The following is a 13,271-nucleotide window of genomic DNA, read 5'->3' as shown; positions in this document are numbered from 1 at the left end:
TTGATTTCGGACAAAGACGGCCTCGGTGCACAGGTTTAATCCGAACCCAGCACGTTTGGAGGCTATCATGACGGACTGGTTCCTGTTTTTTGCGGCGCTTTTCATTTTCCTGCTGACCCACGCCATTCCGGTACGCTCAACCGTGCGCGGGCACCTGATCAACGCTTTGGGTCGAAAGGGGTATTTTGCGGCTTATTCCACCCTGTCGCTTTTGGTGCTCGGCTGGCTGATCATCGCCGCGGCACGCGCCCCTTATGTTGAAGTCATCCCACCGTGGGCATTTTTTCGCTGGGTGCCCTTGCTGTTGATGCCGGTCGTCTGCTGGTTGGCTATCGCCGGGCTGTCGATCCAAAATCCGTTCTCATTCGGCGGGCTCGGTCAACGCCCCTTTGACCCCGACAACCCAGGCATATTGCGCACGACACGACATCCGGTTCTGGCAGCTCTGATGCTGTGGGCAATTGCACATCTGCTGGCAAATGGCAGCTTTTCCCATGTGATCCTGTTTGGATTGTTCGCTGGTTTCGCGGCCATGGGCATGTCCCTGATCGACCGGCGAAAAGCACGTGAGATGGGGATCGAGTGGGTTCGCCTGTCTCGCAATACCGCGCGGTTTTCCTTGCGCGCGCCTCATCCCTGGCCGCCACTTTGGGTTCCGCTGGGCGCGCTCGCGACGTTTGCAATTCTACTTCACCTGCACGCAGCTGTGATCGGGGTTTCTCCGTTGCCATAGCGCAGGGGAGTGGTCGGACGCCGTCATGCGTGCTATCTGAAATGTCACCGTTTTATGATGAGGGTCTCTGAATGTACCTGGGCTATGTCACCACCACTGATCGCGGTGCTACCGATCGCCTGCTGAGCGCAGTTGCCGAGCAATTGCAGAAATCCGGTGCGCGACTGGCTGGTGTGGTGCAAACGAACACCGAATGCGTGGACAGCGCGAAATGCGATATGGATGTACGCGTTCTTCCCGAAGGGGAAACGATCCGCATATCTCAGTCCCTTGGAACGCAGTCGCGTGGCTGTCGACTGGACCCGGCCGCGCTGGAACAGGCCGTTGGATATGTGACAGCCTCGCTGGAAAGCGCGCCGCAACTGCTCATCATCAACAAGTTTGGCAAGCACGAAGCCGATGGGCGCGGGTTCCGCCCCGTAATTGCTGAGGCTTTAGCTCAGGACATCCCCGTGTTGGTTGGCGTAAACGGTCTGAACCTAGAGAAATTCGAAGAGTTCACAGGCGGTTCTGCCGAGCAGGTCCCGGCAGATGAGGATGCGATCATTGCCTGGTTCAACCGTATCGTTGCGCTGCGGGCGACGGCTGCATGAGGGGCTGAAACATTACCTCAAGCGCCTGCTCAGAGGATCTTTGACGGGCGCAAGCGTGACTGTCGCGCGCAACGTGCCACATATTTGCAGTGTTCTTGGGAAAGAAAAGTGGTGGGCGACCCTGGAGTCCGCACCTATGGAAATCAATAGCTTAGCCAATTTTTCCTTATGCCAACTTATACCTTTGTCCACCGAAAGTGGTATAAGTTCGCTTTTGGTATAAGGTCGGTGTAAGAAATTTTATACCACTTTATACCAAATCTCACATCTTTCGCGCGTCTTATACCAATCTCCCTATCGTAGAGGTGGAACTGGCCTTAATTGACCCGATCTGATTAAAGTTGAGCCAAGACAAAGTGCGAACTTACAGTGGGTTCTACGTTAAACGTTGGTAGGGGTCGAAAAGGTTTTCAAGTGTATTTCATATTCCGATTGCTGCAAGCGTGGTAGCCACATTGGGTTACGCTCGCGCCGCAGCGCAATTATTATTTCAATGGTAGTGCTTAGATTGAATTCGATTAGTGGAAGTCGATTTTGGAAAGACATGTTTTAGTAAGTGAATTGAGCCCACAGGAAGCGCGAGCATATTTTTGTCGAACGACTTCGTATTTTGATATGGAGTTGCCTCCATATTTCAACTTCCAGCCGCTACTAGAGCACTCGCTTGCTGAGGCCGAGAGCATTAAGCTAGAGGACATTTTTGGTTGGAAGCCCGAGCAAACAGAGGGACTAAACTATACTCTAATGTACAACAAGGACGGCGATATTGGATGGCGGCCGTTTGAGCTAATGCACCCCCTGATCTATGCAAAGTGCGTAGATATTCTGACCGCGGACAAAAATTGGCGCTTCGTCCAGGAACGTCTTAACTCATTTTCCGGTGGTGTTGTTGAATGTTGTTCGCTTCCAGTGGTTGACCTCGATGAAGAGCCAAATCCAAAGAAAAAGCAGATTTTGACTTGGTGGAAGTCGATTGAGCAGCGATCTTTAGAACTGTCTTTAGAATTCAGCCACGTAAGTTTGACTGACGTCTCGAATTGCTATCCTTCTATCTACACCCATGCAATTGCGTGGGCGCTTCATGAGCGGGAGCACGCAAAGAAGAATCGAAAACCCAACTTACTCGGGAACCAACTGGACAGGCTTATAAGAAGTTCCAGAGAGGGTCAGACTAACGGAATTCCACAAGCATCTTTGCTCTCGCATTTAGTAGCAGAATTGGTACTTGGGTATTGTGACACTTACATCGACAAAAAACTCGATGGTTCAAATGATATCGTCATACTTAGATATCGTGACGACTATAGAATTTTCGCGAACTCCGATGCGGACTGCGCGAAAGGCCTGAAAGCCGTTTCGGAATGCTTGAATGTTTTTGGTATGAAGCTTGGTTCTTCAAAAACATCACGTTCCTCTAACGTTGTTCTGGGTGCTGTTAAGCAAGATAAAGTCGATGCTCTATCATTAGCTCGCCGTCAAACCACCTTGCAAAAGGAACTCTTGGTGATCCATCGGTTTTGCACTGAAAAACCGGGTTCTGGGGCGACGAAATTTTTGATCCGAGAATTCTTGGATAGGCTCGAAGCCAGGCTCCCCCAAAATGCCTGGAAGATTGAGAATCCAAAGGTTCTCGCTGCAATTCTTCTGGATATCGCTGCGAAAACACCAGCTGTGTTTCCCGCTGTTGCGACAACCATCAGCAAAATCATGGCTTACCTTAAGGACTCCGATCAAGACGATCTATTCAGCCTTGTCGGGAAACGAACCAACAGGATACCGGACAATGGATATATGGAGCTTTGGTTACAGAGGATTGCGTATCCCAATCGCTTGAGTTTCTTAAGTAGAGAACCGATGTGCAAGCTGATCGATGAGGGGATTTCTCAAAGCCTTTGGTGCAATAGTTGGATTGGAAAGACTGATACAAAGACCAGCATAGAGGGCTACTCGGTGGTTGACCGCACTGTCTTAGATGATCTGCCAGCAGATATTCAGATCAATGAGTTTGATGCTTTTTGGAAAGAATATGGCTGAAATAGAGTCGAGCGGTAAGTCGCAGTTTTTGCCGCACTAGTTCGATTCCGTTGTTCAGAACCTTAATAGACAATTTTGCGAGCGAATTTAGACAGATGTCCACTTTTTGCTAATAGCTAACTCTTTACGGAGAAACCATATTTACGGGTGATATTAGCTAAAAGTTGATTTGCGGCCAAATTTAGAAAAAAGATGGTGCACGGCTTATACCATCTTATACCAGCTTACGCTCCGTAAGTGGTTATTTTTATTTAAAAAAAATTGATTGGTGGGCGACCCTGGAATCGAACCAGGCGTGCGTCTCCGCGAGGGAGTTACAGTCCCCTGCCACACCTTGCGGCCTGTCGCCCACTGTCAGGCGTTGCACCTGACGTGGAGGCGTGATTACTAGCGCCTTAAACGAGCGTCAACAGGAAAATACCGCATTGGCGCAGGAAACCGATTTCCCGGCCCGGAGGCCCATAACATGAAGAAACCCAAGTGGGTCGTCCAGAAAGAACAGGCGCGAAAAGTGGCCGCCGCCGAGACCGTCTGGCTGTTTGGGCTGCATGCGGTTCGCGACGCGTTGATGAACCCAGCCAGGCAAAAACTGCGCCTGATCGTGACGCGCAACGCGCGCGACAAGCTGTCGGAAGCCATTGAATTTTCGGGTGTCGAGCCCGAAATGGCTGATCCGCGCAAATTTTCGGCACCGCTTGACCCGGGGTCCGTGCACCAGGGCGCGGCCATGGAGGTCAAGCCGCTGGACTGGGGCGGGTTGGCTGAAAACTGTATCGGGCGCGAACATCCGCGCGTCATTTTGCTGGACCGGGTGACCGACCCTCATAATGTTGGCGCGATTCTTCGGTCTGCCGAAGTGCTGGGCGCAAGTGCGGTCATAGGCACCCGCCACCACTCGGCCCCGGAAACGGGCGCACTGGCCAAGACCGCGAGCGGCGCGCTTGAGCGCCAACCCTATTTGCGGGTCCGCAATCTGGCAGACGCGATTGTTGAATTGCAGGGTATGGGCTTTCTTGTGCTGGGTCTGGACGGCGAGGCCGAGCACACAATCGAAACTGCGTTGCAAGAGAAGTTGGCCCACCCGGTCGCTCTGGTTCTGGGCGCGGAGGGGCCGGGCCTGCGCCAAAAAACAAAGGAAACTGTGGATCTATTGGTTAAAATCGACGCGGCCGGTGGTTTTGGATCGCTGAACGTCTCAAATGCCGCCGCAATTGCCCTATATGCATCCAGACACAGGTAAATCGGAGAGCGCCATTCCTACCCCCTCGAAAATCGCCACCTGCTGCTATTGCGGAACGCGCGCCGCACTGGTGCTGAAAGGCAAGCAACGCCACGAGCTAAGCTGCTCCAGTTGCGGCGCCCCGTTGCATGACCTCAAGATGGTGCCCAAGCGAAAGCTGGCTGAAAACAAAAGCGCGCGCGATTCGGGCAGGGCGACGTACAGGAAGAACAAAAAGAAGAAATCCTTGTTCTCGCGTGTTCTGGACGAAGCCTGGGACGTGATCGAAGACGTATTCGATTAGCACCCAGAAGCCGTTGCAATTTGAACTGAATTGCCAATACCCTGCCACGCCATCGACGCTCTTGCGACATTGGCGTTCGCCTGCTTTTTCGGGGGAAACTGAAAATTCCCGTATTCACCCACGCGCGTTCACATCCACGTCAATTGGGGTTTCAGATGCGTTAATAGATTGCATCTTGAGGGTCTCATTTTCTAACTAAGACGCGATGACGATAACCCGACGCACCCTGTTTGGCGCATTAGCCGCCACCCTGATCGTTCCTGCCGCTTTTGCGCAGGATATGCCCGTCTATTTCAAGAGGGATGGCGCAGCCATGTCCGGGTACGACGCTGTTTCCTACTTCCACAGTGGTAAGCCCATCTTGGGGTTGCCTGAATATTCAGTGGTCTGGAAGGGGGCAGAGTGGCATTTCGCCTCGGCCGAAAATCGCGATGCCTTTGAAATGAATCCGCGCGCTTATGCGCCGCAGTTTGGCGGCTATTGTGCTTATGCGATGGCGCAGGGCGAACTGGTCAGTACGGACCCGAACCTCTGGCAGGTCATCGACGGTCGCTTGTACCTGACCCATTCACCCGAGATCGAGGATATGTGGACAAGCGATCGTGCGGAATACATCCGCATGGCCGAAGAAAACTGGCCGGTGATCCTGTACCACAACTAGGCAATTTTCCGCTTTTCGTGATCTGTCATCACAAAAATGCGCACCCCCTCTTTTTTTCTGCCAAGACATGCTTAAATGTCACAGTGACCGCGGAACGGAACTGCCGCGGGTCATTTCACTGTCCCTCGTTCCAACAACTGGCGCTCAGGTTTTACCTGAGCGCTTTTTTCTTTTGCATAAGCCGCTAGGGTAGCCCCATGGCAGATTATTCCGATGCATTCCTGACCGAAATTCTGCGACGCACCAAGGTGATCGCCGTAGTTGGCGTTTCAATGAATCCTGTAAGGCCCAGCTACTACGTGGCGCGGTATTTGTCGCTCAAGGGGTACACGGTCGTTCCGGTCAATCCCGGCCATGCGGGGAAGGTGTTGTTTGGTCAGACCGTGCAAGCCACGCTGTCCGACATTCCCACTCCCGTTGATATGGTCGACATCTTCCGCCGGTCCGAGGCCGTGCCGCCGATAGTGGACGAAGCGCTGAACGTGTTTCCCGATCTGCGCACGGTCTGGATGCAAATCGGTGTCGAAAGCCCGCAGGCCGCCGCCAAGGCGCAGGCGCGCGGGGTGGACGTCGTGATGAATTGCTGCCCCAAGATCGAATATCAGCGACTGTTTGGTGAGCTGCGAATGGGCGGGTTCGCAACCGGCGTAATCTCATCCAAGCTCTGATGGTCACTCGCCGGTATATGGCAGAAGCGGGCCGTATTTCTCCGCGCTTCGCTTTGCAAGCACGACTTCGCGCGGAACCCAGTCATAGCGCGTGTCTTCCAACAAGGGCGCCCAGAACAACGCGCCGCCATATCGCCAAGGGTCCAATATTACGCCGTCATACATCGCTTCGCCTTTACGGCTGATGATGGCGGTGCTGTGGTCGATGCGAAATGGGTTGTCTGCGTTGGCGATGGCACGGTGCACCTGAAGCGTGCGGAACCGTTCGCGGTTCAGGCGACGTTCAATATCCTCGGCCCAGTGCCAGCAAAGCCCGCGCGGCCGCAATCCCTTGTTCACCTTGGCATTGTGGATCAGTGGCGGGTCCGTGATTTCGTATTCTTCAACCAATTGCGCCGTGTAGGCATAGGCAATCCGGGCCGCGCGATCAGCCTCCTCCGGGTCGATATCGGGGCCAAGATCGCGAATTTCTGCCGCAAGACGCTGGACTTCGTCACCTGTGGGCTGAGGTGCGACAGCGCAAGCGGACAGAGTTGCCAGCAAAAGCAAACCAACAATTGCTCTGATCATTTTCGCGCCCCTCGTCAGGCAACTCACTTGCCCCAAAAATAATAGATCGAAGGCAGAGGCGTCACCCCTTTGGCCGAGCTGCCTTTTCAGCGATGCCGCTGGTGCCCTGACGACCAGCCAACTCGGCCAGTACATCATCCAACGCGATGTCGCGCGCAGCCAGCATGACCAGAAGGTGATAGAGCACATCCGCCGCCTCAGCTGTCAATGCGGCCTGATCACCTTTTACAGCTTCAATGATGGCCTCGACGGCCTCTTCCCCGAATTTCTCGGCGCATTTCTCGGGTCCCTTGGCCAGCAGCTTGGCTGTCCAGCTGCTGTCCGGATCAGCGTTTTTGCGGGCCTCAATTGTTGCGGCCAGTTCGTGAAGGATGCTCATGTCAGCCTCATTGGAATGCCCGCAGCGGCCATGTGTTCCTTGGCTTCGCGGATCGTGAATTCACCAAAATGGAAGATCGAAGCGGCAAGCACTGCGCTTGCGCCGCCTTCGGTCACGCCTTCAACCAGGTGGTCCAACGTGCCAACGCCGCCGGATGCGATGACAGGTACGTCCACCGCATCGCTGATCGCGCGGGTCAGAGGCAAGTTGAACCCGGATTTGGTGCCGTCACGATCCATCGATGTCAGCAGGATTTCGCCCGCACCTTTAGAGACGACAGTCTTGGCGAACTCAACGGCGTCGATGCCTGTGGGTTTGCGCCCGCCATGGGTGAAAATCTCCCACTTGCCCGGACTGACCGTTTTGGCGTCGATTGCGCAGACAATGCACTGGCTGCCGAATTGATCTGCCGACTCGGCGATTACGTCCGGGTTGGCTACTGCTGCCGAGTTGAAACTGACCTTATCCGCCCCCGCCAGCAGAAGGGCGCGTACGTCTTCTTTGGTGCGCACACCGCCGCCTACGGTCAGAGGGACAAAACACTGCTCGGCGGTGCGCTGAACGACGTCAAACATGGTGCCACGATTTTCGTGGGTCGCGTGGATATCCAGAAAACAGATCTCGTCTGCTCCGGCTTCATCATAGGCCTTGGCCGATTCCACCGGGTCACCAGCATCTCGCAGGCCAACGAAATTGACACCCTTGACCACGCGGCCATCGGCGACGTCCAGGCAGGGGATAATACGGGTTTTCAGCATGGGCCTTCCTTTGTTGGCCGCACCCTTACCGGCAAAGCCCCGCCGATGCCAGAGTTGTGATTGCAGCGACGCAGAAACCTGTGAAAACTGGGATGAAATTCAGCAAAGGAATTCCGATATGCGCAAACTGATACTGGCAACGATTTTCACGGTCGGAGGAACCCTGTCCGCCATGGCAGACGACATCATCAAAGTTCAGACTAACAAATCAGTGGCACAAGCGCTTGACGCGCTTGAGGCCGCTGTTGGCAATGCAGGCGCAACCGTATTCGCGCGGGTCGATCATGCCGCCGGGGCCGAGAAAGTCGGCACGCCGATCCCGGCCAATCAGGTGCTGATCTTCGGCAACCCTGCATTGGGCACGCCTGCGATGCAGATCGACCCGCGCGCCGGGCTTTTCCTGCCATTGAAAGTGCAGGCATACGAGGATGCCAATGGGCAGGTTTGGCTGGCCTATGAGGACCCTAAAGAGACGATGGACGAGTTGGACGACGTCGAGAATTCACCCGTCGTCGAGAAGATGCGCGGCGCGTTGGCGAAACTTACTGCGGCTGCTGCGCACTAACTCAGTTCAGGGCGCGAATGGCCTCGGCCAGGTCAATCGCGCCGTCATACAGCGCGCGGCCCGAGATCGCTCCGTTCAGTTCTACACCACAATCACGCAAGGCGATCAGGTCGTTTAGTGAGCTGACACCTCCGGAGGCGATCACTGGGATGGAAACGGCACGGGCCAGATCGGCCGTCGCCTCGATATTGGGGCCTTGCATTGCGCCGTCGCGGTTGATGTCGGTGTAGATGATCGCGGCAACGCCTGCGTCCTCAAAGCTGCGCGCCAAATCTGTGACCTTGACGTCTGTCTCTTCGGCCCAGCCTTTGGTGGCAACCATGCCGTTGCGCGCATCGATTCCCACGGCGACCTTGCCGGGGAATGCTTTGGCCGCTTCCCGCACCAGATCGGGGTTCTCGACCGCAACGGTGCCCAGAATCACGCGGGCCAGCCCTTTTTCGATCCAGGTTTCGATCGTGGCCATGTCTCGGATGCCGCCGCCAAGCTGGGCAGGGACGTTGCAGGCAGACAGGATCGCTTCGACTGGGGCGGCGTTCACGGGCTCACCAGCGAAGGCCCCGTTCAGGTCCACCAGATGCAGCCATTCGCAGCCCGCCTCGACGAAAGCCTTGGCCTGCGCCGCCGGGTCGTCGTTGAACACGGTCGCCTTGTCCATTTCGCCACGCAGCAGGCGCACGGCTTGGCCGTCTTTTAGATCGATTGCGGGGTAGAGGATCATGGTGCGCGGCCCTATATCAGTGTGACTCGGGCGGGATATCGCACAAGCCGGGCAGGGGATGCAACGCGACGCCAAGTCAATCTTGCCGGATCACGTATCGCGCGACACATTGTGCCCATAAAAGGGAGATGAGCATGAAAACTTCAATCATCGCAGCGGCGGCCTTGTCCGTTCTGTCCACCGCAGCGCTCGCCGATCCGGTGGACGGCTTGTGGAAGACCGAACCAGGGGACGAGGGCAACTATCTGCATGTCTCGATCCAGCCCTGCGGCAGCGCCACGTGCGGTACCATCGACAGCGCTTTTGATTCATCAGGCAATCAATCACTGAACTATGAACATCTGGGCAAGCAGATGATCTGGGACATGACGCCAGAAGGCGACGGAGCCTATGGCGGTGGCAAAATCTGGGCCCCGGACAGGGACAAAACCTACAGCTCGAAGATGCAGCTGGACGGGCAGAACACGCTGACCGTGAAAGGCTGCGTTGCGGGTGGTCTTGTGTGTCGAGGGCAGACCTGGACACGCGTCCAGTAAAGGCTCAGGGTTTCCAGGTCAGGAAATTCCCGATCATGCGCAGTCCTACATCCTGACTTTTTTCCGGGTGGAACTGCATACCGACCATCGTGTCGCGGCCGATCACGGCCGTGACTTCTTGCCCATAGTCCACATAGGCCAGCCGCTGCGCCGGATCGGTCACCCGGAAGTGATAGGAGTGGACGAAATAAGTGTGATCGCCTGATTTTACCCCGTCAAAGACCGGATGATCGCTTTCCAAAACAAGGTCGTTCCAGCCCATGTGTGGGACTTTAAGCGCGGTGTCGGACGGTTCGATCCGCACGACATCTCCAACTACCCAGCCCAAGCCGTCAGTCTCGGAATATTCATGGCCCTTTGAAGCCATTAGCTGCATTCCGACGCATATGCCCAAAAACGGGCGGCCTTTCTGTTCGACCGCCTCGACCATCGCGTCGTAAATGCCTTTGTGCCCGCGCAACTCGGCCGCGCATGCGGGGAAAGCCCCATCGCCGGGCAGCACCAAACGATCCGCGCGCGCCACGACGTCGGCGTCAGAGGTCACAACGACTTCGCCGGCATCCACTTCACGCGCCATGCGCTGGAATGCCTTCTCGGCCGAGTGCAGGTTGCCGCTCTCGTAGTCAATGATGGCTGTCAGCATTTACAGCGCGCCCTTGGTCGAGGGAATCGCATCTGCCTTGCGCGGGTCGGTTTCTACCGCCAAACGCAACGCGCGGGCCGTTGCCTTAAAGGCGGCCTCGGCGATGTGGTGGCTGTTGAAACCGTGCAATTGATCGATATGCAGGGTGATGCCGCCATGGGTGCTGAGCGCCTGAAAGAACTCGCGTACCAGTTCGGTGTCGAACGTGCCGATCTTCTGAGTGGGCAGGTCAACGTTCCAGATCAGGAATGGACGACCCGACAGGTCCAGCGCACAACGCACCTGAGCGTCGTCCATGGGCAGGTGACACTCGCCGTAGCGGCGGATGCCTTTCTTGTCGCCCAGTGCCTGCGTCAAAGCCTGACCCAGTGCGATGCCGGTGTCTTCGACCGTGTGGTGATTGTCGATGTGATAATCACCCTTGGCGCGGATCGTCATGTCAATCAGCGAATGACGTGCCAACTGGTCCAGCATGTGATCAAAGAACCCAACGCCGGTTTGGTTGTCGTAACTCCCGGTGCCGTCCAGATTGACCTCGACCTCAATTTGGGTCTCGGCGGTCTGACGGCTGATCTTTGCGCTTCGCATGGGCGAATTCCTTTTGCTACAGGGGCGCTTATAGACGGGGTTGGGACTGGTTTAAAAGACCGGCTGCACCAATCGCCGTAAACTGTTGCAGGGGATTGCACACGCTGCCTTGCCATGTCAGCCTGACGGCAACACGAACCATCAGGGCCAAATCATGTCCACCTGCGTTTTCATTCAAATCCGCTGCAAACCCGGCAAAACATACAATGTCGCCGAAGAGATCGCACTGCGCGAAATTCACTCTGAGCTTTTCTCCACCAGCGGCGAATATGACCTGCTGCTTAAACTCTACATCCCCGAGTCTGAAGATGTGGGCCACTTCATCAACGAAAACCTGCTGGTAATTCCCAACATCGAACGATCCCTGACGACGATGACGTTCAAGGCGTTCTAGCCCAGTTCAAACGTCGTCACGCCAAAGATCCGATCCAGGTCAATATCCGGCTGATAGTCCGAATACATCCGCGCGGTTTCAAAAACCTTCACCAGCCCCAGCGACTCGGCCAGCGCAAATGCGGCGGCGTTGGGTTGAGGCATGTCGATGAACACATCATGGGTTTCGTGATCGTCTGGGATGTCCTGCAAAACCGCGGCCAGCAAAGCCCTTGCAATCTCGGGACCGTCCGCGAACAAGGGGCCGATCTTGTACCCGTCCAGACAAGGGCGCAGGGTCGCATAGCCTTTGATCTGACCGTTTTCCATAAAAACACGTGATGAATGGCTGGCCGCGCTCAGCCAGCTACGCAGGAATACATCGCGCGGGGCAGGGAATAGCTTTTGGTCATAAACTGCCAGGGCATCCGATAGGCTGTTCAGCACCGAGACCCCATCCGCAGGTTGTGATCCAAGCGCGGCCAGAATCCCGCCCTTTGTGCCGCCGAACCGATAGTTGTTATAGGCAAAGGTGAACCCAGACTTGCGATAATTGTCCTGCTGCTCGACCACACCGTCCAGACCCATATTGCGGCCCTTGCAATGGGCCAGCGCGTGGCCCGCGATCTCAAGCCCGTGGCCGTGGTGGCGGAATTCGGGCTTAACGATGTAGAAGCCAAGAAACGAAAACGCCTCGTCATAGTTGACTGCCGAAACCGAGGCGATCATTTCACCGTCCAGAAATCCGCCCAGAAACCCATCGGGGTCCGTGGGGCGGAAACACTCGGCATCGTGCACGCCCGGATTCCACCCCTCGCGGCCTGCCCAGTCAACGGCGTGCTGGACTTCGGAGGCGGTGAGGGGGCGAATGACATAATCCGACATGAGCGTAGCCTTGCAATCTGCGTTGCAACCAGCATGGCGCAAGCCCAGCGAAAGAACCAGCATGTTCGGAAGTGTTTGGTATCTGGAGCGGGCGAGGCGATTCGAACGCCCGACCCTAACCTTGGCAAGGTTATGCTCTACCCCTGAGCTACGCCCGCATCAGATACTTATGTGGTCCGAAGACCTCTCAATGGAGCGGGCGAGGCGATTCGAACGCCCGACCCTAACCTTGGCAAGGTTATGCTCTACCCCTGAGCTACGCCCGCGCCGTTGAGTGAGGAGGGATGTATAAATTCCCAAGCAGCGCTGCAAGCGGAAAAACACAAAAACAACGAAATTCTTTTCGACGGAAATCTGCGCCTGATGCGTTCATGAATCAGTGGAATGACCAAAAAAGATCAGCGGAGGTGATGAAATGACAAGTTTTGCCGATCTAAAAATGATAGCGCTGGCTGCAACGATCCTGCTGGCTGCTTTTGTCTCGGGTGATGACGACGACCAGCGCCACCATGCCAAGCCTGTGCTGATGCAGGCCCCGCATGTTGGTGTCGCTGTCTTAACTGGTTGAAAATGAACCGCTAATTTAATATGCCAGCACAAGGTTGGCAAATGCCGCAACAAGAATGGACGCGAATGTCAGTACCATACCAAGCTGGCGCATAATCACGATTTGTGGTGTCTTTCCAAAGCCATAGGCATGCAGCACCCGGCCAGCGAGTATACTCAAACCCAATAGGTTGACCAACCAGCCCCCCGCGCCTTGCAGTTCGACCATTGCAATCAGCAACAGAGCGAGGGGCGCGTATTCGGCAAAGTTGGAATGCGTCCGCATCGCTTTTAGCATGTCCGAGTTGCCACCATCGCCATAGGAAATCTTGTCGCTGCGCCGCTGACCAATGACACGGGCGCTGAGCACGACATAAAGAATCGCCAAAAGTGCGGCGTAAACGGGGGTGATGGACAGCATTGTGAGACCTCCAGGCAGGTAATAAAAGGGCCGCCCGATTTACCGAGCGGCCCTAGAAACCATAGGATGTTTCGC

The 13,271-nt window shown here is 55.6% G+C and carries 19 protein-coding genes and 3 tRNA genes; 11 read left to right on the top strand and 11 right to left on the bottom strand.

The window, feature by feature from the left end; all coding sequences use genetic code 11:
- Positions 1-67: 67 nt before the first annotated feature.
- The 3 genes from ACR0CR_RS04765 to ACR0CR_RS04755 all read left to right on the top strand — a co-directional run bounded on the left by ACR0CR_RS04765 (position 68) and on the right by ACR0CR_RS04755 (position 3,360).
- Complete coding sequence (locus ACR0CR_RS04765) at positions 68-733, top strand: NnrU family protein (RefSeq protein WP_480597221.1); 666 nt, start codon at positions 68-70, stop codon at positions 731-733.
- 71 nt (positions 734-804) lie between these two features.
- Positions 805-1,326: a DUF2478 domain-containing protein gene (locus tag ACR0CR_RS04760; protein WP_480597219.1), complete on the top strand. Its 522-nt coding sequence runs from the start codon at positions 805-807 to the stop codon at positions 1,324-1,326.
- A gap of 534 nt (positions 1,327-1,860) precedes the next feature.
- Positions 1,861-3,360, top strand: a complete 1,500-nt coding sequence (locus ACR0CR_RS04755) for an RNA-directed DNA polymerase (RefSeq protein WP_480597217.1) — start codon at positions 1,861-1,863, stop codon at positions 3,358-3,360.
- 266 nt (positions 3,361-3,626) lie between these two features.
- On the opposite strand, the gene ACR0CR_RS04750 is transcribed toward ACR0CR_RS04755, so the two are convergent.
- Positions 3,627-3,710 (bottom strand) — tRNA-Tyr (locus tag ACR0CR_RS04750).
- 116 nt (positions 3,711-3,826) lie between these two features.
- Here ACR0CR_RS04750 and rlmB point away from each other — a divergent pair.
- The 4 genes from rlmB (at position 3,827) to ACR0CR_RS04730 (ending at position 6,212) form a co-directional block, all read left to right on the top strand.
- Complete coding sequence (rlmB, locus tag ACR0CR_RS04745; protein WP_480597214.1) at positions 3,827-4,600, top strand: 23S rRNA (guanosine(2251)-2'-O)-methyltransferase RlmB; 774 nt, start codon at positions 3,827-3,829, stop codon at positions 4,598-4,600.
- The gene (locus ACR0CR_RS04740; RefSeq protein WP_480597212.1) at positions 4,581-4,883 is read left to right on the top strand and encodes a hypothetical protein; all 303 of its coding nucleotides are present in this window, start codon (positions 4,581-4,583) and stop codon (positions 4,881-4,883) included. The genes rlmB and ACR0CR_RS04740 overlap by 20 nt, the downstream gene beginning before the upstream one ends.
- A 205-nt stretch (positions 4,884-5,088) precedes the next feature.
- Complete coding sequence (locus ACR0CR_RS04735; protein WP_480597210.1) at positions 5,089-5,544, top strand: YHS domain-containing (seleno)protein; 456 nt, start codon at positions 5,089-5,091, stop codon at positions 5,542-5,544.
- 197 nt (positions 5,545-5,741) lie between these two features.
- A complete protein-coding gene (locus tag ACR0CR_RS04730) occupies positions 5,742-6,212 on the top strand; it encodes a CoA-binding protein (protein ID WP_480597208.1) in 471 nt (156 codons plus the stop codon).
- Between the two features lie 3 nt (positions 6,213-6,215).
- On the opposite strand, the gene ACR0CR_RS04725 is transcribed toward ACR0CR_RS04730, so the two are convergent.
- The 3 genes from ACR0CR_RS04725 to hisF form a co-directional block, all read right to left on the bottom strand.
- Positions 6,216-6,782 carry a hypothetical protein gene (locus ACR0CR_RS04725; protein ID WP_480597206.1) on the bottom strand — a complete coding sequence of 189 codons (567 nt, stop codon included), beginning with the start codon at positions 6,780-6,782 and terminating at the stop codon, positions 6,216-6,218.
- A 61-nt stretch (positions 6,783-6,843) separates the two neighbouring features.
- Positions 6,844-7,161, bottom strand: coding sequence for a phosphoribosyl-ATP diphosphatase (locus ACR0CR_RS04720; protein WP_480597204.1), 318 nt, complete (start codon positions 7,159-7,161; stop codon positions 6,844-6,846).
- Positions 7,158-7,919 (bottom strand): imidazole glycerol phosphate synthase subunit HisF, encoded by a 762-nt coding sequence (hisF, locus tag ACR0CR_RS04715; RefSeq protein WP_480597202.1) that lies wholly within the window; start codon positions 7,917-7,919, stop codon positions 7,158-7,160. The genes ACR0CR_RS04720 and hisF overlap by 4 nt, the downstream gene beginning before the upstream one ends.
- Positions 7,920-8,037: 118 nt before the next feature.
- Between hisF and ACR0CR_RS04710 the strand changes: the two genes are divergently transcribed.
- The gene (locus ACR0CR_RS04710; RefSeq protein ID WP_480597200.1) at positions 8,038-8,484 is read left to right on the top strand and encodes a DUF302 domain-containing protein; all 447 of its coding nucleotides are present in this window, start codon (positions 8,038-8,040) and stop codon (positions 8,482-8,484) included.
- Position 8,485: 1 nt separating this feature from the next.
- Here ACR0CR_RS04710 and hisA read toward each other — a convergent pair whose 3' ends face one another.
- Positions 8,486-9,205 carry a 1-(5-phosphoribosyl)-5-[(5-phosphoribosylamino)methylideneamino]imidazole-4-carboxamide isomerase gene (hisA, locus tag ACR0CR_RS04705; protein ID WP_480597199.1) on the bottom strand — a complete coding sequence of 240 codons (720 nt, stop codon included), beginning with the start codon at positions 9,203-9,205 and terminating at the stop codon, positions 8,486-8,488.
- Between the two features lie 134 nt (positions 9,206-9,339).
- Here hisA and ACR0CR_RS04700 point away from each other — a divergent pair, with 134 nt between their 5' ends.
- Complete coding sequence (locus ACR0CR_RS04700) at positions 9,340-9,741, top strand: DUF2147 domain-containing protein (RefSeq protein ID WP_480597197.1); 402 nt, start codon at positions 9,340-9,342, stop codon at positions 9,739-9,741.
- Positions 9,742-9,745: 4 nt separating this feature from the next.
- On the opposite strand, the gene hisH is transcribed toward ACR0CR_RS04700, so the two are convergent.
- Positions 9,746-10,384 (bottom strand): imidazole glycerol phosphate synthase subunit HisH, encoded by a 639-nt coding sequence (gene hisH, locus ACR0CR_RS04695; RefSeq protein WP_480597195.1) that lies wholly within the window; start codon positions 10,382-10,384, stop codon positions 9,746-9,748.
- Positions 10,385-10,972 carry an imidazoleglycerol-phosphate dehydratase HisB gene (gene hisB, locus ACR0CR_RS04690; protein WP_480597193.1) on the bottom strand — a complete coding sequence of 196 codons (588 nt, stop codon included), beginning with the start codon at positions 10,970-10,972 and terminating at the stop codon, positions 10,385-10,387. It lies immediately after the preceding gene.
- Between the two features lie 154 nt (positions 10,973-11,126).
- Here hisB and ACR0CR_RS04685 point away from each other — a divergent pair, with 154 nt between their 5' ends.
- Positions 11,127-11,366, top strand: a complete 240-nt coding sequence (locus ACR0CR_RS04685) for an Lrp/AsnC ligand binding domain-containing protein (protein WP_480597192.1) — start codon at positions 11,127-11,129, stop codon at positions 11,364-11,366.
- Here ACR0CR_RS04685 and ACR0CR_RS04680 read toward each other — a convergent pair.
- The 3 genes from ACR0CR_RS04680 to ACR0CR_RS04670 all read right to left on the bottom strand — a co-directional run bounded on the left by ACR0CR_RS04680 (position 11,363) and on the right by ACR0CR_RS04670 (position 12,495).
- The gene (locus tag ACR0CR_RS04680) at positions 11,363-12,229 is read right to left on the bottom strand and encodes a GNAT family N-acetyltransferase (protein ID WP_480597189.1); all 867 of its coding nucleotides are present in this window, start codon (positions 12,227-12,229) and stop codon (positions 11,363-11,365) included. The two genes, ACR0CR_RS04685 and ACR0CR_RS04680, sit on opposite strands and share 4 nt — an antisense overlap.
- 83 nt (positions 12,230-12,312) lie before the next feature.
- Positions 12,313-12,387, bottom strand: a tRNA-Gly gene (locus ACR0CR_RS04675).
- Between the two features lie 33 nt (positions 12,388-12,420).
- Positions 12,421-12,495, bottom strand: a tRNA-Gly gene (locus ACR0CR_RS04670).
- Positions 12,496-12,644: 149 nt separating this feature from the next.
- On the opposite strand from ACR0CR_RS04670, the gene ACR0CR_RS04665 reads away from it, so the two are divergent.
- On the top strand, positions 12,645-12,797 hold the full coding sequence (locus tag ACR0CR_RS04665) for a hypothetical protein (protein WP_480597188.1): 153 nt from the start codon (positions 12,645-12,647) through the stop codon (positions 12,795-12,797).
- 15 nt (positions 12,798-12,812) lie between these two features.
- Here ACR0CR_RS04665 and ACR0CR_RS04660 read toward each other — a convergent pair whose 3' ends face one another.
- Complete coding sequence (locus tag ACR0CR_RS04660) at positions 12,813-13,196, bottom strand: MAPEG family protein (protein WP_480597186.1); 384 nt, start codon at positions 13,194-13,196, stop codon at positions 12,813-12,815.
- Between the last annotated feature and the right edge of the window lie 75 nt (positions 13,197-13,271).

It is taken from the genome of Ruegeria sp. AM2, assembly GCF_056540685.1.
Note: the sequence above shows the minus strand (reverse complement) of the source record. Positions and strands in the feature narration are given on the sequence as shown.